We start from the raw sequence: 15,672 nt of genomic DNA on the forward strand, positions 1-15,672 counted from the left end.
TCGACGATCAGCCAGCCCGCGCCGCTGCCGGCCTCGGTCGGCGGCATGCCGCTGCCGCCCCCCTGGCCGGAGGCCGCGCTCGACCCGGAGGAGCGGCTGCGCGCGATCGCGCAGGCGCCACCGCCGCCCGGGGCGCCGCGTTGGACCCGCGGTTCCGGACGGTTCGCCTGGCCGGTGCGCGGGCAGGTGGTCTCGACCTTCGGCCGCAAGGGCGGGGGGCTGGTGAATGACGGGGTCAACATCGCCGCCCCGCTCGGCACGCCGATCCGCGCCGCGCACGCGGGCACGGTGGTCTATGTCGGCAACGAGGTGCGCGGCTTCGGCAACCTGATCCTGATCCGCGACGGGTCCGGACTCGTCACCGCCTATGCGCATGCCGATGCCGTGGCGGTGCGACAGGGCCAGACCGTGCGCGAGGGCGAGGTGATCGGGCGGGTCGGCCGCACCGGCGCGGTCTCGACCCCGCAGCTCCACTTCCAGGTGCGCCGCGACGGCCGCCCGGTCGATCCGATGCGCTATCTCGGCGGGCAGGTCGCCGGGGGCTGACCCGCGCGCCGCGCCGCCTGCACCGGCGGGCAGGGCACGCTGCCCCAGGAGCAGAAGACGCAGCAATCGCCCGGCTTCGGCCGCAGCACCGCGCCGCAGCCCGGGCAGTCGTAGAAGTACTGGCAGGCGTCGGTCGGCATGGTTTCCGTCGTCTGCGTGCCGCAGAGCGGGCAGGTGAGGGTGGAGCGCCGTACCGGTCCGGCGTCAGGCGAAGGCATAGCCGGCCCCGAGCAGCACCCCGCCGACGAGCAGGCCCGCGATCGTCACCGACCTGAACGCAGGCCGCTTGCAGGAGCCGTCGCGGAGGCACGCTGCCCGACGACGCGCGCTCAGCAGCAGGGCGGCGGCACCGATCAGGCTCGCCGCGCTGAGGCCCATCAGGACGCCCTGATGCGGCGCGGCGGCGAGGGCGATCCCCCCGAGCCACGCCGTCCCGAGCCCCACGGCGGCGAGCCCGAGCGGCAGCGCGCAACATGCGGCCACGCCGAAGGCGGCGGCCGCCCCTGCGAGGGAGAACAGGGCCGCCGCCGCGGCGATCCCGCGCGGCGTCCGATGTTCGTTCTGCTGGCCGAGCATGGCGCGTTCCCTGCGATGTCCTTGCGATCGGGTCAGGCGCAGCCTAGGGTCTGGAGCGACTACAGACTCAAGCGGCATCAGCGGGACCGTGGATGGGGTCCGGGGCCTTCCCGATCGGCGTGCTGGCGCGCCGCAGCGGCTGCACCGTCGAGACGATCCGCTACTACGAGCGCGCCGGGCTCCTGCCGGCGCCGCCGCGGCGCGGAGCCTATCGCAGCTACGGCGAGGAGGACGTGCGCCGCCTGCGGTTCATCCGGCGGGCGCGCCAGCTCGGCTTCACGCTCGAGGAGGTGCGTGCGCTCCTCCGCCTGGCCGCGGGCGGCCATGCCTCCTGCGGCGAGGCGCGCGCGCTCGCCGCGGCGCATCTGGCGGATGTGCGCGGCCGGATCGCCGACCTGCGACGCATGGCCGAGGCGCTCAGCGACGCGGTGCGCGCCTGCGAGGCGGGTGATCCCTCGGGCTGCCCGCTGATCGAGACGCTCCACGGGGCGGAGGCGACGGCGCTCACCCGATCCTGACGCCGTGCCGGCCGGCGAGGTCCTGGATGAACTGCCAGGCGACCCGGCCCGAGCGCGACCCGCGCGTCACCGCCCACTCGGCCGCCTCCCGGCGCAGGGTCTCGGGATCGACGGCGATGCCGTAGGCGCCGGCGTAGCCCTCCACCATCGCGAAGTAGGTCTGCTGGTCACAGTGGTGGAAGCCGAGCCAGAGCCCGAACCGATCCGACAGCGAGACCTTCTCCTCCACCGCCTCGCCGGGATTGAGCGCGGAGGAGCGCTCGTTCTCGATCATGTCGCGGGCGAGCAGGTGGCGGCGGTTCGAGGTGGCGTAGAACAGCACGTTCGCCGGCCGCCCCTCGACGCCGCCCTCCAGCACCGCCTTGAGGCTCTTGTAGTCGGACTCGCCCGCGTCGAACGAGAGGTCGTCGCAGAACAGCAGGCAGCGCCGCGGCGCCTCGCGCAGGAGCGCCATGAGCGTCGGCAGGGAGCGGATGTCCTCGCGGTGGATCTCGATCAGGGCGACGCCGCCGGTCGCGCGCGTCTCGTCGTTCACCGCCGCGTGGATCGCCTTGACGAGCGAGGACTTGCCCATGCCACGGGCACCCCAGAGCAGCGCGTTGTTCGCCGGCAGGCCGGCCGCGAAGCGGCGCGTGTTCTCGAGCAGGATGTCGCGCTGCCGCTCGATGCCGCGCAGGAGATCGAGCGGGATCGCGCTCACCTTCGGCACCGGCCAGAGCGAGGACCGCTCCGGGTGCCAGACGAAGGCGTCCGCGGCCGAGAGATCGGCCGGCGGCGGCGGCGGCGGGGCGAGCCGCTCGAGGGCGGCCGCGATGCGGGCGAGCAGGGCAGGGGTGTCGCTGTCGGTCATGGCCGCGGGGTGTCCCCGCCGGGCGCGGCCACGTCAAGACGGGCGCCTCACATCGCCGCCGTGAACCCGCCGTCCACGTAGAGGATCTGGCCCGAGACGTAGGAGGCCGCCGGCGAGGCGAGGAACACCGCGGCCCCTGCGATCTCCTCGGGGTCGCACCAGCGGCCGGCGGGCGTGCGCGCGCAGACCCAGGCGTTGAAGGCCGCATCCTCGATCAGCGCCTTGTTGAGCTCGGTACGCACATAGCCCGGCCCGATCGCGTTCACGGTCACGCCGTGCCTCGCCCACTCCGTCGAGAGGCAGCGCGTGAGCGAGCGGATGCCGCCCTTGGCCGCGCCGTAGGCCGGCACGTTCGCCCGGCCGAGCTCGGAGAGCAGCGAGCCGATATTGATGATGCGGCCGTGGCGGCGCTCGATCATGCCGGGGGCGACCAGCTTGATCAGCCGGAACACCGCGTTGAGATGCGTCTCGATGATGGCGCTCCAGGCGTCGTCGGGGAACGAAACGGCGGGCGCGCGGTGCTGCTGGCCGGCGTTGTTCACCAGGATGTCGATGCGCCCGAGGCGCGCGATCGCCGCCGCGGCGGCCTCGGTGTCGGTGACGTCGAACGGCGCGGCGGCGACCCGCAGGCCCTCGGCGGCGAGCGCCTTCGCGGTGGCCTCGACCGCATCGGCCGAGCGTGCGTTGAGCGCGACCTCGGCGCCGGCGAGGCCGAGCGCGCGCGCGATCGCGAGCCCGATGCCGCGCGTCGAGCCGGTGACGAGGGCGCGCTGGCCGGTGAGGTCGAATCCGGGATGGGGCATGGGCGGTCCTTGTTCTGCTGTTCGGCGTTCTGCTGTTCGGCGAGCCTGCCATGACGCCCGAGGAAGTCGAGCCCGCCGGGTGCGGCTTGACGGATGCGGCCGGCCCCTCGACATCTGGACCATGGGCACCCGCATCGAGATCGACCACCGCCGCGGCGCGGCGCGCCACCCCGAGAAGGCGCACCGGCCGGACAACCCGATCCAGCGCAAGCCCGCCTGGATCCGGGTGAAGGCGCCGACCCACCCGGTCTATGTCGAGACGCGCAACCTGCTGCGCGAGAAGAGGCTCGTCACGGTCTGCGAGGAGGCGGCCTGCCCGAACATCGGCGAGTGCTGGTCGCAGCGCCACGCCACCATGATGATCATGGGCGACACCTGCACGCGGGCCTGCGCCTTCTGCAACGTCGCCACCGGCATCCCGGCTCCGCTCGATACGACCGAGCCCGGGCGTGTGGCCGAGGCGGTGGCCGCGATGGGGCTCCGCCACGTGGTGGTGACCTCGGTCGATCGCGACGACCTCGAGGATGGCGGGGCTGCCCATTTCGCCGCAGTGATCCGCGCCATCCGCGCGGCCGCGCCCGGCACAACGATCGAGGTGCTGACGCCCGACTTCCTGCGCAAGGGCGACGGCGCGATCGCCACCGTGGTCGAGGCGCGGCCCGACGTGTTCAACCACAACCTCGAAACCGTCCCCCGGCTCTACCCCTCGATCCGCCCCGGCGCGCGCTACTTCGTCAGCCTCCGCCTGCTCGGCCGGGTGAAGGAGATGGACCCGGCGATCTTCACCAAGTCGGGACTGATGGTCGGGCTCGGCGAGACCCGCGAGGAACTCGTCCAGGTGATGGACGACCTGCGCGCGGCGGAGGTCGATTTCCTCACCCTCGGCCAGTATCTCCAGCCGACCGTGAAGCACGCGGCGGTGGACCGGTTCGTGACCCCCGACGAGTTCGCCGACTATGCCCGGCTCGCCCGCGGCAAGGGGTTCCTGATGGTCTCGGCGAGCCCGCTGACACGCTCCTCCTACCACGCGGACGCCGATTTCGCCGCTCTCAGGGCCGCGCGCGCGGCGAAGCTGGCGGCCGGCGCCTGACACGGCCGCGCTTTGCCCTGTTCTCCCCCTTCGCCCGGCGCATAGATTGAGGCGGGATGCCGACGCACGCGCAGAAGCAGTTCATGCCCTACCAGCCCGACCAGCTCTTCGACCTGGTCGCGGATGTCGGCCGCTACCCCGAGTTCCTGCCCTGGTGCGTCGGCGCGCGCGTGCGCGAGCGGTCGGAGAGGCTGCTGGTCGCCGACCTCGTGATCGGCTTCAAGGTGTTCCGCGAACGCTTCACCAGCCACGTCACGCTGGAGCGGCCGCAGCACATCCATGTCCGCTACCTGGAGGGGCCGTTCCGATATCTCAACAATCACTGGCGCTTCATCCCCGAGGCCGGAGGCACGGTGGTGGATTTCTACGTGGACTTCGAGTTCCGCTCGAAGATCCTCCAGGCGGCGATCGGGCTCGTGTTCAACGAGGCGGTGAAGGTGATGGTGCACGCCTTCGAGCGGCGGGCACGCCGCATCTACGGCCCGCCCGAAGCCGGTCCCGCCTCCCAGCCGGTGCCGAGCGTGCGCGTCTGAGACGCGGTCTCAGGAGGGCGCGAGGTCCCGCCTGAGACGTTCCATCTCCTCCTTCAGCTTCAGCTTCTCGCGCTTGATCCTGGATACCGTCGCCTCGTCCGCGCGGGGGCGGGTCATCTCCGCCGAAAGCTGTTCCTCGAGGGCGGCGTGCCGGCTGGTCAAGGTCATGAGCCGCTGCTGAAGGTTCATCCTTCTCTCCCTCTCGGTGGGCGGGCTTGCGCCTCTCGGTTGTGAAGTCTGAAGCAGCCGGCGGCGCGGCCGCAAGCCTCGGCGCCGGGTTTGACGAAATGATGACGCGCCGCCGCTGATCGGTCGGATCAAGGCTTTGCGTTGGACAGCCCCGCCGCCCCGCCGCAGCATCACGACATGGCGTGGACCCTCTACGGCGACTGGAACTCCGGGGCGACCATCCTCGAGATCCTGCTGAACGAGGCCGGGGCCCCGTTCGCGTTCCGCCAGGTCGCGATCGCGCGCGGCCGCCAGCTCGCGGACGACTTCGCCGCCATCAACCCGATGCGCCGCCTGCCCGTGCTGGTCGCACCCGACGGCACGGTGGTGACCGAGAGCCTGGCCTGCATCCTCGTGCTCGCCGAACACCTGCCGGATGCGCGGCTGCTGCCGCCCCCGGCCACGCGCGAGCGTGCCGTGGCGCTGCGCTGGATGGCCTTCCTCGCCGGCGAGCTCTACGGCGCGGTCGGCCGCTTCGACTACCCCGAGCGCTACACCGCCGATCCGGCGGGTGCGCCGGCGGTGCGCGAGGCGGCGATGGCGGAGACGCGCCGGCTCTGGTCGTTGCTGGATGGCCAACTCGGCCCGGGACCCTACACGCTCGGCGAAACCTTCTCGGCGCTCGATGCGCAGATCCTGGTGATGAGCCGCTGGGCCAACGGCCCGGCGGAGTGGGTGGACACCCACTGCCCGCGCATTCTTGATGTGGTCCGCGCGACCGCCGCGCGGCCCGCGGCGGCGGCGCTCTGGACGCGCAACTACGCCCCGGTGCGCCCGGCGCGTCCCGACGAGGCGAGCGCGGTCGCCGCACTGGTCGAGACCGCCTACGCGCCCTGGGTTCCGGCGATCGGCCAGCGGCCCGGCCCGATGGACGACGACTACGCCCGCCGCATCGCCCGCGGCGAGGCCTTCGTGGTGGCCGAGGCCTCCGGCGCGCTCGCCGGGCTCGTCGTGCTCGAGCAGAAGGACGGCGCCTTCTGGCTCGACAACGTCGCGGTCGCGCCCGCCCATGCAGGCAGGGGACTCGGGCGGCGGCTGATCCGCTTCGCCGAAGCCGAGGCGCGCCGCCGCGGCCACGATGCGATCCGGCTCTACACGCACCAGCGCATGGAGCGGAACGTCGCGCTCTACCGCGACCTCGGCTACATCGAGACCGGCCGCGGCGTCGCGCAGGGCTTCGCGCGCGTCTTCATGGAGAAGCGGCTCGCGGGGTAGCCAAGACGCGCGCGCCTTGCTTTGCTCGCGGCCTTCACAAGGAGCCCCCATGGTCGCGACCGACACTGCGCTCGCCTACACCCCGCGCAGGCCAGATCCCCGCCTGCCGCCGCCGCGCATCAATCTCTACTCCGACACGCAGACGAAACCGTCGCCGGCGATGAAGGCGGCGATGATGGCGGCCGAGGTCGGCGACGAGCAGCACGGCGACGATCCGACGGTGTGGGCGCTGTGCGACCGGATGGCGGCGCTGCTCGGCAAGGAGGCGGCGGTGTTCCTGCCCTCCGGCACGATGTGCAACCAGATCGCGATCCGCGTGCACTGCCGCCCGGGCGACGAGATCATCGCGCACGAGACCGCGCACATCGTCACGAGCGAGCATGGCGGACCCTGGGCGAATGCGGGCGCCGGCGTGCGCGCGCTCAAGGGCGAGCGCGGCATGTTCTCGGCCGAGGCGCTGCGCGCGGCGATCACGCCGAAGGGCCGCTACGCCGCCAACCAGGCGCTGGTGGAGGTGGAGCAGACCGCCAATATCGGCGGCGGCGCGGTCTGGCCGAAGGCGCTGCTCGACGAGATCGCGGCGATTGCGCACGACGCGGGTCTCGCCACCCACATGGACGGCGCCCGGCTGATGAATGCGGCCGTCGCGGCCGGCGTCACCGCGGCCGAGCTCTGCGCGGGCTATGATTCGGTCTGGCTCGACTTCACCAAGGGGCTGGGCGCCCCGCTCGGGGCCGTGCTCGCGGGCTCGGCCGCGTTCATCGACCAGGCGTGGCGCTGGAAGCAGCGCATGGGCGGCTCGATGCGCCAGGCCGGCATCTGCGCCGCCGCCTGCCTCTACGCGCTCGACCACAATGTCGCGCGGCTCGCGGACGATCACGCCAACGCCAAGGCCCTCGCGCGCGCGCTTGCGCAGATCGAGGGTGTCGCGGTGCAGGAGCCCGAGACCAACCTCGTCTTCTTTGATCCCTCCGGCACGGGCATCTCCGCCGCCGCCCTTGCGGCGAAGCTCGCCGAACAGGGGATCTGGATCAGCGTGCTGAACGGCCGCGCGCGCGCCTGCACGCATCTCGACGTCACGGCCGCGATGGTCGAGGAGGCGGCCGCGGCCATCCGCGCGATCCTCGCCCGGTAACGGCGTCCGGCGATCGGTGGTAGGATCGCGGCCATGCGCCGGATCCCTGGATCGTCGCCGCGCTGCCGGCGCGGATGCGGAGGGGTCGGTCGCCTCGGGCAAGCGCCGCGGCGTGGAGCGGGACGGAGGCGGGAGCGGAACGATGGAGGAGGTACTGCGGCGCGAGGACGAGGGCGGCGTCGCGACGCTGACGCTGAACCGCCCGGCGGCGCGCAATGCGCTCTCGCTCGCCCTGCTCGAGGCGCTGGAGCAGGCGCTCGCCGCGCTCGCCGCCGACCGCGCGGTGAAGGCCGTGGTGATCACCGGCGCCGGGCCCGGGTTCTGTGCCGGACACGACCTGCGCGAACTGACCCAGGCGCGCAATGATCCCGATCGCGGCCGCGCCCTCTTCGAGACCGCCATGGCGCGCTGCGCGGCGGTGATGCAGGCCGTCGCGATGTTCCCGAAGCCCACCATCGCGGCGGTGAACGGCATCGCCACCGCGGCCGGCTGCCAGCTCGCCGCGTCCTGCGACCTGGCGATCGCCGACGAGCGCGCGCGCTTCTGCACACCGGGGGTGAACATCGGGCTGTTCTGCGCGACACCGGCGGTCGCGCTCGCGCGCGCGGTGCCGCGGCGGGCGGCGCTGGAGATGCTCTACACCGGCGAGATGATCGACGCGGCGCAGGCGCTGCGCATCGGCCTGGTCAACCGCGTCGTGCCCGAAGGGCGCGCGCTCGCCGAGGCGGGGGAACTCGCCGCGCGCATCGCCGCCCGCCCCGCGAGCGTGGTGCAGGGCGGCAAGGCGGCGTTCCTGCGCCAGGAGGGCCGCCCGCTGCCGGAGGCCTATGCGGACGCCGCGCGCGTGATGGTCGAGCAGCTCCTCGCCGAGGCGTCGCACGAGGGCATCGGCGCGTTCCTCGACAAGCGCGCGCCGGTCTGGCCTCAGGATTGATACCCTCCGTACAAAGGCTCGACCTTTGTGCGGAGGGTATCGCGCGCGGGGCTGGCGGGGCGGCCGCGCGCGAACATGACCCCGTACCAGCCCGCCGAAGGTCAAGCCTTCGGCGGGCTGGTATGAGCGGCGGCGCGCGCCAGCCGGAACGCGGCGGCGACGCTCGCCGCGCGCACCGCCGCGCGGTCGCCGGCGAAGACGTGGCGCTCCACCGCCGGCGCGCCGCCGCGCCGCAGCACGCCCAGAAATACGAGCCCCACCGGCTTTCCCGCCGTCGCCCCGCCCGGCCCGGCGATGCCGGTGACGCCGAGCGCCACCTCTGCCGGGCTGCGGCCGAGCGCGCCTTCGACCATCGCGCGGGCGACCTCGGCGCTCACCGCGCCGACCGCCGCGATCAGGCCCGCCGGCACGCCGAGCAGCTCCGTCTTCGCCTCGTTCGAGTAGGTGACGAAGCCGCGCTCGACCACGTCGGAGGAGCCCGCGATCGCGGTCAGCGTCGCGGCAACCAGCCCGCCGGTGCAGCTCTCGGCGGTGACGATGCGCAGGCCGCGCGCGCGGTAGAGCGCGAGCAGGGCCTCGGCCTCGGCGAGCAGGGCTGCGTCGATCATGGGAACCACTCCCCCGGCAGGACGAAGGACAGCGCGAGGAGCGCCACGGCGGCGAGCGCGCCGGCGATCAGGTCGTCGAGCATCACCCCTGCCACGCCGCCGCGACGATCCGCCCAGCCGACCGGGCCGGGCTTGGCGACGTCGAGCAGGCGGAACAGTGCGAAGGCCGCCGCCGCGCCGAGCCAGCCGAAGCCCGGCAGGCCGACGAGCGCCAGCCACATCCCGGCCGCCTCGTCGATCACGATCCAGCCGGGATCGGGCTCGTCGCTGCGGGGCAGCTCGCGCGCCACCGCCCACCAGCCGAGCGCCGCGAGCAGCACGGCCCCTGCCGCCACCGCCGCCGGACCCGCGAGCGCCAGCAGCGCCGCGCCCGGGACCAGTGCGAGGGCCGAACCCCAGGTGCCGGGGGCCGGGCGCAGGAACCCCGCGCCGCAGAGCGAGGCGAGCGCACGCGTCACGGCTGCGCCTCGATCCAGGCATCGAGCGCGGGCGCGATCTCCGGCTCGGACAGCGTCGGCGCATGCCCCACGCCGGGCAGCACGAGTTCGGCCATGTCGGGCCGGCGCGCGCGCATCCGCGCAGCCGTCTCCGCCGCGAGGATGTCGCTCCGCCCGCCGCGCACCAGCAGCAGCGGCGCGTGCGCGAGCGCGCCGAACAGCGGCCAGAGATCGGGCAGGGGGCCTGCACGCAGGGTGCGCGCGATCGCCGGATCCCAGTTGCTCGACCAGGTGCCGTCGGCGTTGCGCGCGAAGGTCAGCGCGGCGAATTCGCGCCACTCCTCGGGCGTGGCGAGCGACAGCCACGGCAGCGTCTCGCGCAGGAACGCCGCCGCCTCCTCGAGGCTCGGCCGCGTGTGGCGCGTGCCGATGAAGCCGTGCACGAAGGCGAGCCCGCCGCGGCCGACCTCCGGCCCGATGTCGTTCAGCATCGCCGCCGCGACGAGTCCCGGCCGCGCCGCCGCCAGCCCCATCGCCAGAAGCCCGCCGAGGGAGGTGCCCAGCACGACCGCGCGCGGCACGTGCAGCGCGGCGCAGAGATCGAGCACGTCGGCGAGCAGGCGTTCGGGCCGGTAGCGCCGCCAGTCGCGCGCGCGCTCGGACAGCCCACGCCCGGGATAGTCCGGCGCCAGAACGAGCCGGGTTCCGGCGTGGCGCAGCGCCACACGGCCGAAATCCCCGCCCGTGCGCGCGAGTCCCGCGAGGCAGAGCAGCGGGGTGCGGGCGCTCCGCTCGCCCCAGAGCCGCACCGTGATGCCGAGGCCGTCGGCCGCCGAGACCCGGCGGAGGCGTCCGCTCACGCCGCTTCGGCCGGGCCCGCGAGCAGCGCCGGCAGCGCATCCGGGGCGGCGATCGTCTCCGCGGGAGGCGCCCAGGCGAACTCGGCGCGCGCGCCGTCGCGGTTCAGCCAGATCGCCGCGAGTCCCGCGGCGGCGGCGCCGGCGACGTCCCAAGGATGGGCCGAGACATAGGCGATCTCGCCCGGTGCGAGGCCGAACCGCGCCGGGGCGAGCGCATAGACCTCCGGCGCGGGCTTGAACAGGCCGGTCGGCTCGGCGCTGATCAGCGCGTCGAACAGCGGATAGAGCTCGCCCGCCTTCACCGCCGCGGTCAGCATCGTCACGGAGGCGTTGCTGAGCAGGCCGATCTGGCGCGTCCGCTCGCGCCTCAACGCCTCCAGCACCGGGCGGATGTCCGGGAAGGGAGGGGCCTGGAGCTGGCCCTGCATCAGCCGCGCGCGCAGCAGCGCGTTGCGGCCGAAGCCGAGTGCGGCGAGCGCATGGTCGAGCGCCTCGCCCGTGATCTCCCACATCTCGATGCGCCGGCCGGTGATGGTCGAGAGCCAGGCGTACTCGAAGCGCTTCGCCTGCCAGAGCGCGGCGAGCGGCGCCGCCTTCTCGCCCAGCGCATCCTGCGCGCGCATGACCGCGCCGGCGCCGTCGAACACCGTGCCGTAGCCGGAGAACACCACGGCACGGGTCGCACCGAGGCGCGCGGTCATCGTCCCATCGCCAGCACGGGGTGGCGCGACCCGGCGCCGGCGCGCGCCTGGTAGACGGTCTGGCTCTCGATCACGCGCATCACGTAGTTGCGCGTCTCGTTGAACGGGATGAGCTCGATCCAGTCGAGCGGATCGGTCTCGCCGAGGCGCGGGTCGCCGTGCGCGTTCAGCCACTGGCGCACGCGGTGCGCACCGGCGTTGTAGGCCGCAAGCGCGAGCGGCACGGCGCGGTCGAAGTCGTCCAGCCGCTTGGCGAGATAGGCCGTGCCGAGGCGCATGTTGGCGAGCGGCTCGAACAGGCGCGCGGCGAGCGCGGGCTCGCCCAGCTCGCGCGCCATGCCGCGCGCGGTCGCCGGCATGAGCTGCATCAGCCCGCGCGCACCGGCGGGGCTCACCGCCTCGACCTCGAAGTTGCTCTCCTGGCGCATCAGCGCGAGGACCAGCGCGGGCTCCACCTCGGGCGGCGGGTTGAAGGGGACGGGCCAGCCGGCCTCGGGCAGCACCGTGCCGTGGCGCGCCATCACGCGGCGCGCGATCCACACCGCCGTGTCCTGCTGGCCGAGCCGCAGCGCGAGCCGCGCGGCGAGCGCGCGATCGACCGCGTCGGGCGCCAGGTCCGCAAGCTGGATCAGCACCTGGCGCGCCCGGCGCGCCTCGCCCACCTCGGCCAGCAGCCGCGCCGCCTGGGCGAGCTCGCGCCGTTCCCAGAGCGCGGCATGCTCCGGTTCGGCCGGCGGGTCGGCGAGTGCGGCGATGCGGGAACGCAGCGACGCCTCGGACTCGCCGGCGGCGAGCGCGCCGAGCTGGCCATAGAAGGTGAAGGGATGCCGGGCTGCGGCCTCGAACGCCGCGCGCGCCTCTATCTCGCGCTGCGCGGCAAGGAGGGCGCGGCCGCGCCAGTACGCGCCGCGTGCGACGCTGATCGGCGCGGTCGCCGCGGCTTCGAGCGCGGCGAAGTGGACGAGCGCATCCTCGGGGCGTCCGAGCCGGCGCAGCGCGAGCCAGCCTGCGAGGAACTCCGCCTCGAGATAGTCGACCGATGTCCGGTCGGTGAGCCCGTGCTGGGCCGCGACGCGGTATGCGGTCGGGGCGTCGCGCAGGCGGATCAGCCGGCGGATCAGGATGTGGCGTTCGGACCAGAAGGCATCGTGCTGCGCCTCGGGAGCGTCCTTCTGCGCCGCCGCGCCGTCGGCGAGCCAGAGCCGGGCCGCTTCGGCATCGCGCTCCTGCTGGCGCAGCTGGCGCGCACGCATCAGGAACACCAGCGGATCGCGGCGATGTTCGGGTGCGTAGCCGAAATCACCCGTCGACCCGGCGATCGCCTCGAGCCGGGCGCGCAGCACCGCCTTTCGTCCGGCCGGAACCCTGTCGAGCAGGCGACGCGCGGCCTCCGCCTCGCGCGCCCAGGTCAGCCGGTCGGCGCGCGCCCAGTGGTCCTCGGGGCGGAGCAGGCCGGCATGGCGATCGAGGAACAGACGCTCCTCCACCGGGTTCGCGGCAAGGTCGACCCAGGCGGAGCGGCGCAGCCGGGTGGCGCCGTTGCGGTCGCCCGCCGCCTCCAGCGCCTCGGCGTAGCGCAGCCGGGCGTTGACGCTGCGCGGCGGGTGCCGGGCGAACCAGTGCCGCACGGCGGCATCGTCGATCAGCGCCGCGTGCGCCTCCTCCGCCCGGCGCGCGAGGATGTGCTGCGCGGGCCAGTCCGGGTTCTCGGCGATGAAGCGGGCGAGCTCGCCGGCGCTGGTCGGGCCGGCGAGGAGGCGCAGCCAGGTCGCCGTCTTGGTCGCGACCGGCCGGGTGCAGCGGGCGGGTTCGGACCAGCGGGCATTGGCCGCCGCCTTCAGGACGGCCCGGCAGCCGTCGTCCAGCGGCTGGGCAAGGGCGATGCCCGGCAGGGCCAGAAGCGGAATCAGCCGACTCGCGAGGCCGCGCATGGCCCGGTTGTAGAAGGCGGGACGCCAACAAAACAAGCGCCCCATGGACAGGCGCGGCGTGAGGGGCCAGTTTGCCGCGAGCGGCTCGGCCGCCTGCGGGGAGAAGCACGCCATGTTCAAGGGATCGTTCGTCGCGCTGATCACGCCGATGCGCCGGGACGGCACGATCGACGAGAAGGCGTATCAGGACTTCGTCGCCTGGCAGATCAGCGAGGGCACGCACGGCCTCGTCCCGGTCGGCACGACCGGCGAGTCGCCCACGCTCAGCCACGACGAGCACAAGCGCGTGGTGGAGCTCTGCATCGATGTCGCCAAGGGCAAGGTCCCGGTGATGGCGGGCACGGGCTCGAACAGCACCGAGGAGGCGATCGACCTCACGCGCCATGCCAAGAAGGCGGGCGCCGACGGCGCGCTGGTGGTGACCCCCTACTACAACCGTCCGACCCAGGAGGGGCTCTACCTCCACTTCAAGGCGATCGCCGAGGCGGTGGACATCCCGATCGTGATCTACAACATTCCGGGCCGGTCCGCGGTCGACATGACGCCCGAGACGATGGGGCGGCTGGCGAGGCTGCCCAACATCGTCGGCGTGAAGGACGCGACCGCGAACCTGACACGGCCCCTGCACCAGAGGCGCAGCTGCGGGGCGGACTTCATCCAGCTCTCGGGCGAGGACCACACCGCGATCGCGTTCAACGCCGCGGGCGGTGTGGGCTGCATCAGCGTGACCGCGAACGTCGCGCCTCGGCTGTGCGCGGAGATGCAGGACGCCTGGGCCAGGGGCGACGTCAAGACCGCGATGGCGATCCAGGACCGCCTCACCCCGGTGCACGATGCGATGTTCTGCGAGACCTCGCCCGGACCGGTGAAGTACGCCGCGCATCTCCTCGGCAAGTGCGAGGAGACCTGCCGGCTGCCGCTCGCCCCGCTCGCGGCCCCGAGCCGCGAGAAGGTGCGTGCCGCGCTGGTCGAAGCCGGGCTGATGAACTGAGCGCACGAACCGGCGGGCCGTGGCGAAGGACGCGAAGAAGGGCCTGATCGCGCATGGCTTGGTCGCGCAGAACCGCAAGGCGCGGCACGACTACGCGATCAAGGAGACGCTCGAGGCCGGCATCGTGCTGAAGGGGCCGGAGGTGAAGAGCCTCCGCCACGGCCGTGCGACGCTGACCGAGGCCTGGGCGGGCGAGCGCGACGGCGAACTCTGGCTGTTCAACCTCTACATCCCGGAGTACCAGGGCGGGGCGCTCAGCCGCTTCGAGCCGCGCGCGCCGCGCAAGCTGCTGGTGCACAAGAAGCAGCTCCGGTCGCTGATCGGCGCGGTCACGCGCGAGGGGGCGACGATCGTGCCGCTGCAGATCCATTTCAACGACCGCGGCCGGGCGAAGGTGCTGCTCGGCCTGGCCGAGGGCCGCAGGAAGGCGGACAAGCGCGCCGCGATCAGGGAGCGCGACTGGCAGCGCGACAAGGCACGGATCATGCGCGCGCGGGGATAGGGGCCGCGCAATCACGCCTGGGCGAGCGTGATGGGTGCGGTTGTCTCATGGCGCATCGGCGGAAGGATGCGCGCGCTGCGCGACCGTGCGGGCAGGATGGTCGCGGCCTTCGAGGCGGCCTATCTGCCCCGAGGCGGGGCGCTCTCGACGCGGGTCGCGAGCCGGATCCCGATGGCGATCGGCACGATCGACAGCAGGTCTGCGGCGCCGAGCGGCTCGTCGAGGATCGCCCAGCCCATGATCAGTCCCACCGGGGGCATCAGGAAGTGCAGCGCGGTGGCCGAGCCGGCGCTGCCGCGGCGGAGCAGCAGGAACCACAGCATCAACGCGCCGATCGAGACGACGCCGATCTGCCAGGCCATCGCGGCGAGGAACTGCAGGCCGACGGTCATCGCGGCCGGGTCCTCGATCGCGAGGCCCAGCGGCAGCAGGCCGGCGCCGGCGGCGAGCTGCTGCGCGCCGACCACCACCATCAGCGGCGCGGCGGGCGAGATCCGCTTGAAGGCGATCGTGCCGGCGACCATCGCCGCGAGCGAGCCGATCATCAGCGCGACCCCGAGCACGCTCTCGCCGGTCACCGCGATGCGATGGCGCACCAGGAAGGCCACGCCGGCGAAGCCGAGCGCGAGCCCGAGGATGCGGCGCAGCGTCAGGCGTTCGCCGAGCAGCGGGGCGGCGAGGGCCGCGACGGCGATCGGCGCCGTGGAGGCGATGACGTTGGCGAGGCCGGAGGAGAGCGGCTGGGCCATCGCATTCCAGGCGAGGCCCTGGTAGCCGCCCTGGTTCAGCACGCCGAGCCAGGCGAGGGTCAGCCAGGGGATGCCTCCGCGCAGCTCCCCGCGCGCGGCGGCCCAGGCCAGCAGCAGCGCGCCGGCGAGCAGGAATCGAATCCCCAGGAACAGCGTCGGCGGGCTGACGGCGACGGCGAACTTCGTGGCGACGAAGGCCGAGGACCAGGTGAGCACGAAGAGCGCGACCAGGACGAGGTAGAGGGGGCGGGACATCAGACACGAACCCTGGGGGGACCACGGTGGTCCCCCAAGTCCTCCCTCCACAGATCGCGCCCGTGCCCCGACCAGCGGGAGGGGCGCCCTCCAGGGGGGTGCGGGGGGCCGTTGGGGCCCCCCCCGCGGTGCGTGAATGGCGCCGCCCCCGAACCCCCCCCGGCGCGGGGCTGGCATAGCCCCCCCCCGGGGAGCCCCGCCCCGCGGGGG

At 73.7% G+C, this 15,672-nt stretch carries 20 protein-coding genes; 9 read left to right on the top strand and 11 right to left on the bottom strand.

Going from position 1 to position 15,672, the window contains the following annotated elements; translation table 11 throughout:
* Positions 1-546, top strand: a 546-nt coding sequence (locus FK498_RS11645; RefSeq protein WP_141854727.1) for a murein hydrolase activator EnvC, incomplete at its 5' end; no start/stop codon positions are given.
* Here the strand turns inward: FK498_RS11645 and FK498_RS11650 are convergent.
* Together FK498_RS11650 and FK498_RS11655 are read right to left on the bottom strand one after the other, a co-directional pair.
* Positions 516-764, bottom strand: coding sequence for a GDCCVxC domain-containing (seleno)protein (locus tag FK498_RS11650; RefSeq protein ID WP_141854729.1), 249 nt, complete (start codon positions 762-764; stop codon positions 516-518). The two genes, FK498_RS11645 and FK498_RS11650, sit on opposite strands and share 31 nt — an antisense overlap.
* Complete coding sequence (locus FK498_RS11655) at positions 751-1,122, bottom strand: mercuric reductase (RefSeq protein ID WP_141854730.1); 372 nt, start codon at positions 1,120-1,122, stop codon at positions 751-753. The genes FK498_RS11650 and FK498_RS11655 overlap by 14 nt, the downstream gene beginning before the upstream one ends.
* Before the next feature lie 92 nt (positions 1,123-1,214).
* Between FK498_RS11655 and FK498_RS11660 the strand changes: the two genes are divergently transcribed.
* On the top strand, positions 1,215-1,640 hold the full coding sequence (locus FK498_RS11660; protein ID WP_141854732.1) for a MerR family DNA-binding protein: 426 nt from the start codon (positions 1,215-1,217) through the stop codon (positions 1,638-1,640).
* Here the strand turns inward: FK498_RS11660 and FK498_RS11665 are convergent.
* Both FK498_RS11665 and FK498_RS11670 read right to left on the bottom strand, forming a co-directional pair.
* Positions 1,627-2,490, bottom strand: coding sequence for an ATP-binding protein (locus FK498_RS11665; protein WP_141854734.1), 864 nt, complete (start codon positions 2,488-2,490; stop codon positions 1,627-1,629). The genes FK498_RS11660 and FK498_RS11665 overlap by 14 nt on opposite strands.
* A 47-nt stretch (positions 2,491-2,537) precedes the next feature.
* The gene (locus FK498_RS11670) at positions 2,538-3,293 is read right to left on the bottom strand and encodes an SDR family oxidoreductase (protein WP_141854736.1); all 756 of its coding nucleotides are present in this window, start codon (positions 3,291-3,293) and stop codon (positions 2,538-2,540) included.
* Positions 3,294-3,414: 121 nt separating this feature from the next.
* On the opposite strand from FK498_RS11670, the gene lipA reads away from it, so the two are divergent.
* Together lipA and FK498_RS11680 are read left to right on the top strand one after the other, a co-directional pair.
* Complete coding sequence (lipA, locus tag FK498_RS11675; RefSeq protein ID WP_141854764.1) at positions 3,415-4,383, top strand: lipoyl synthase; 969 nt, start codon at positions 3,415-3,417, stop codon at positions 4,381-4,383.
* A 56-nt stretch (positions 4,384-4,439) separates the two neighbouring features.
* Positions 4,440-4,916: a type II toxin-antitoxin system RatA family toxin gene (locus tag FK498_RS11680; RefSeq protein WP_141854737.1), complete on the top strand. Its 477-nt coding sequence runs from the start codon at positions 4,440-4,442 to the stop codon at positions 4,914-4,916.
* A 9-nt stretch (positions 4,917-4,925) separates the two neighbouring features.
* Here the strand turns inward: FK498_RS11680 and FK498_RS11685 are convergent, their stop codons facing one another.
* A complete protein-coding gene (locus tag FK498_RS11685) occupies positions 4,926-5,105 on the bottom strand; it encodes a YdcH family protein (protein ID WP_141854739.1) in 180 nt (59 codons plus the stop codon).
* A 177-nt stretch (positions 5,106-5,282) separates the two neighbouring features.
* Here FK498_RS11685 and FK498_RS11690 point away from each other — a divergent pair, with 177 nt between their 5' ends.
* From FK498_RS11690 to FK498_RS11700, 3 genes are all read left to right on the top strand, one after another.
* Positions 5,283-6,359: a GNAT family N-acetyltransferase gene (locus FK498_RS11690; RefSeq protein ID WP_141854741.1), complete on the top strand. Its 1,077-nt coding sequence runs from the start codon at positions 5,283-5,285 to the stop codon at positions 6,357-6,359.
* Positions 6,360-6,408: 49 nt separating this feature from the next.
* A complete protein-coding gene (locus FK498_RS11695) occupies positions 6,409-7,494 on the top strand; it encodes a low specificity L-threonine aldolase (RefSeq protein ID WP_141854743.1) in 1,086 nt (361 codons plus the stop codon).
* Between the two features lie 142 nt (positions 7,495-7,636).
* Entirely contained in the window at positions 7,637-8,428 is a 792-nt protein-coding gene (locus FK498_RS11700; RefSeq protein WP_141854745.1) for an enoyl-CoA hydratase, read from the top strand.
* A gap of 101 nt (positions 8,429-8,529) precedes the next feature.
* Here FK498_RS11700 and FK498_RS11705 read toward each other — a convergent pair whose 3' ends face one another.
* The 5 genes from FK498_RS11705 to FK498_RS11725 are packed head-to-tail and all read right to left on the bottom strand — an operon-like array spanning position 8,530 to position 13,079.
* Entirely contained in the window at positions 8,530-9,036 is a 507-nt protein-coding gene (locus tag FK498_RS11705) for a CinA family protein (RefSeq protein WP_141854747.1), read from the bottom strand.
* On the bottom strand, positions 9,033-9,494 hold the full coding sequence (locus FK498_RS11710; protein ID WP_141854749.1) for a phosphatidylglycerophosphatase A: 462 nt from the start codon (positions 9,492-9,494) through the stop codon (positions 9,033-9,035). Before FK498_RS11710 ends, FK498_RS11705 begins: the two co-directional genes overlap by 4 nt.
* Positions 9,491-10,333 carry an alpha/beta fold hydrolase gene (locus tag FK498_RS11715; protein WP_161988390.1) on the bottom strand — a complete coding sequence of 281 codons (843 nt, stop codon included), beginning with the start codon at positions 10,331-10,333 and terminating at the stop codon, positions 9,491-9,493. The genes FK498_RS11710 and FK498_RS11715 overlap by 4 nt, the downstream gene beginning before the upstream one ends.
* Complete coding sequence (locus FK498_RS11720; protein ID WP_141854753.1) at positions 10,330-11,034, bottom strand: haloacid dehalogenase type II; 705 nt, start codon at positions 11,032-11,034, stop codon at positions 10,330-10,332. Before FK498_RS11720 ends, FK498_RS11715 begins: the two co-directional genes overlap by 4 nt.
* Positions 11,031-13,079, bottom strand: coding sequence for a lytic transglycosylase domain-containing protein (locus FK498_RS11725; protein ID WP_141854756.1), 2,049 nt, complete (start codon positions 13,077-13,079; stop codon positions 11,031-11,033). The genes FK498_RS11720 and FK498_RS11725 overlap by 4 nt, the downstream gene beginning before the upstream one ends.
* Between FK498_RS11725 and dapA the strand changes: the two genes are divergently transcribed.
* On the top strand, positions 13,078-13,956 hold the full coding sequence (gene dapA, locus FK498_RS11730) for a 4-hydroxy-tetrahydrodipicolinate synthase (RefSeq protein ID WP_141854758.1): 879 nt from the start codon (positions 13,078-13,080) through the stop codon (positions 13,954-13,956). The two genes, FK498_RS11725 and dapA, sit on opposite strands and share 2 nt — an antisense overlap.
* Before the next feature lie 19 nt (positions 13,957-13,975).
* Positions 13,976-14,458 carry an SsrA-binding protein SmpB gene (gene smpB / locus FK498_RS11735; protein ID WP_141854760.1) on the top strand — a complete coding sequence of 161 codons (483 nt, stop codon included), beginning with the start codon at positions 13,976-13,978 and terminating at the stop codon, positions 14,456-14,458.
* 119 nt (positions 14,459-14,577) lie between these two features.
* Here smpB and FK498_RS11740 read toward each other — a convergent pair whose 3' ends face one another.
* Positions 14,578-15,462 (bottom strand): DMT family transporter, encoded by an 885-nt coding sequence (locus FK498_RS11740; RefSeq protein ID WP_161988391.1) that lies wholly within the window; start codon positions 15,460-15,462, stop codon positions 14,578-14,580.
* Positions 15,463-15,672 lie beyond the last annotated feature (210 nt).

The organism is Elioraea sp. Yellowstone (assembly GCF_006704265.1).
Taxonomy (GTDB): Bacteria; Pseudomonadota; Alphaproteobacteria; order Acetobacterales; family Acetobacteraceae; genus Elioraea.

Excerpts from the sequence above, each read along its gene's own strand:
- FK498_RS11695 (WP_141854743.1), top strand. The coding sequence starts at position 6,409 with ATGGTCGCGACCGACACTGCGCTCGCCTACACCCCGCGCAGGCCAGAT.
- dapA (WP_141854758.1), top strand. The coding sequence starts at position 13,078 with ATGTTCAAGGGATCGTTCGTCGCGCTGATCACGCCGATGCGCCGGGAC.
- FK498_RS11705 (WP_141854747.1), bottom strand. The coding sequence starts at position 9,036 with ATGATCGACGCAGCCCTGCTCGCCGAGGCCGAGGCCCTGCTCGCGCTC.
- lipA (WP_141854764.1), top strand. The coding sequence starts at position 3,415 with ATGGGCACCCGCATCGAGATCGACCACCGCCGCGGCGCGGCGCGCCAC.
- FK498_RS11700 (WP_141854745.1), top strand. The coding sequence starts at position 7,637 with ATGGAGGAGGTACTGCGGCGCGAGGACGAGGGCGGCGTCGCGACGCTG.
- FK498_RS11725 (WP_141854756.1), bottom strand. The coding sequence starts at position 13,079 with ATGGCGTGCTTCTCCCCGCAGGCGGCCGAGCCGCTCGCGGCAAACTGG.
- FK498_RS11650 (WP_141854729.1), bottom strand. The coding sequence starts at position 764 with ATGCCTTCGCCTGACGCCGGACCGGTACGGCGCTCCACCCTCACCTGC.
- FK498_RS11665 (WP_141854734.1), bottom strand. The coding sequence starts at position 2,490 with ATGACCGACAGCGACACCCCTGCCCTGCTCGCCCGCATCGCGGCCGCC.
- FK498_RS11685 (WP_141854739.1), bottom strand. The coding sequence starts at position 5,105 with ATGAACCTTCAGCAGCGGCTCATGACCTTGACCAGCCGGCACGCCGCC.
- FK498_RS11670 (WP_141854736.1), bottom strand. The coding sequence starts at position 3,293 with ATGCCCCATCCCGGATTCGACCTCACCGGCCAGCGCGCCCTCGTCACC.
- FK498_RS11655 (WP_141854730.1), bottom strand. The coding sequence starts at position 1,122 with ATGCTCGGCCAGCAGAACGAACATCGGACGCCGCGCGGGATCGCCGCG.
- FK498_RS11690 (WP_141854741.1), top strand. The coding sequence starts at position 5,283 with ATGGCGTGGACCCTCTACGGCGACTGGAACTCCGGGGCGACCATCCTC.
- FK498_RS11660 (WP_141854732.1), top strand. The coding sequence starts at position 1,215 with ATGGGGTCCGGGGCCTTCCCGATCGGCGTGCTGGCGCGCCGCAGCGGC.
- FK498_RS11740 (WP_161988391.1), bottom strand. The coding sequence starts at position 15,462 with ATGTCCCGCCCCCTCTACCTCGTCCTGGTCGCGCTCTTCGTGCTCACC.
- FK498_RS11680 (WP_141854737.1), top strand. The coding sequence starts at position 4,440 with ATGCCGACGCACGCGCAGAAGCAGTTCATGCCCTACCAGCCCGACCAG.
- FK498_RS11720 (WP_141854753.1), bottom strand. The coding sequence starts at position 11,034 with ATGACCGCGCGCCTCGGTGCGACCCGTGCCGTGGTGTTCTCCGGCTAC.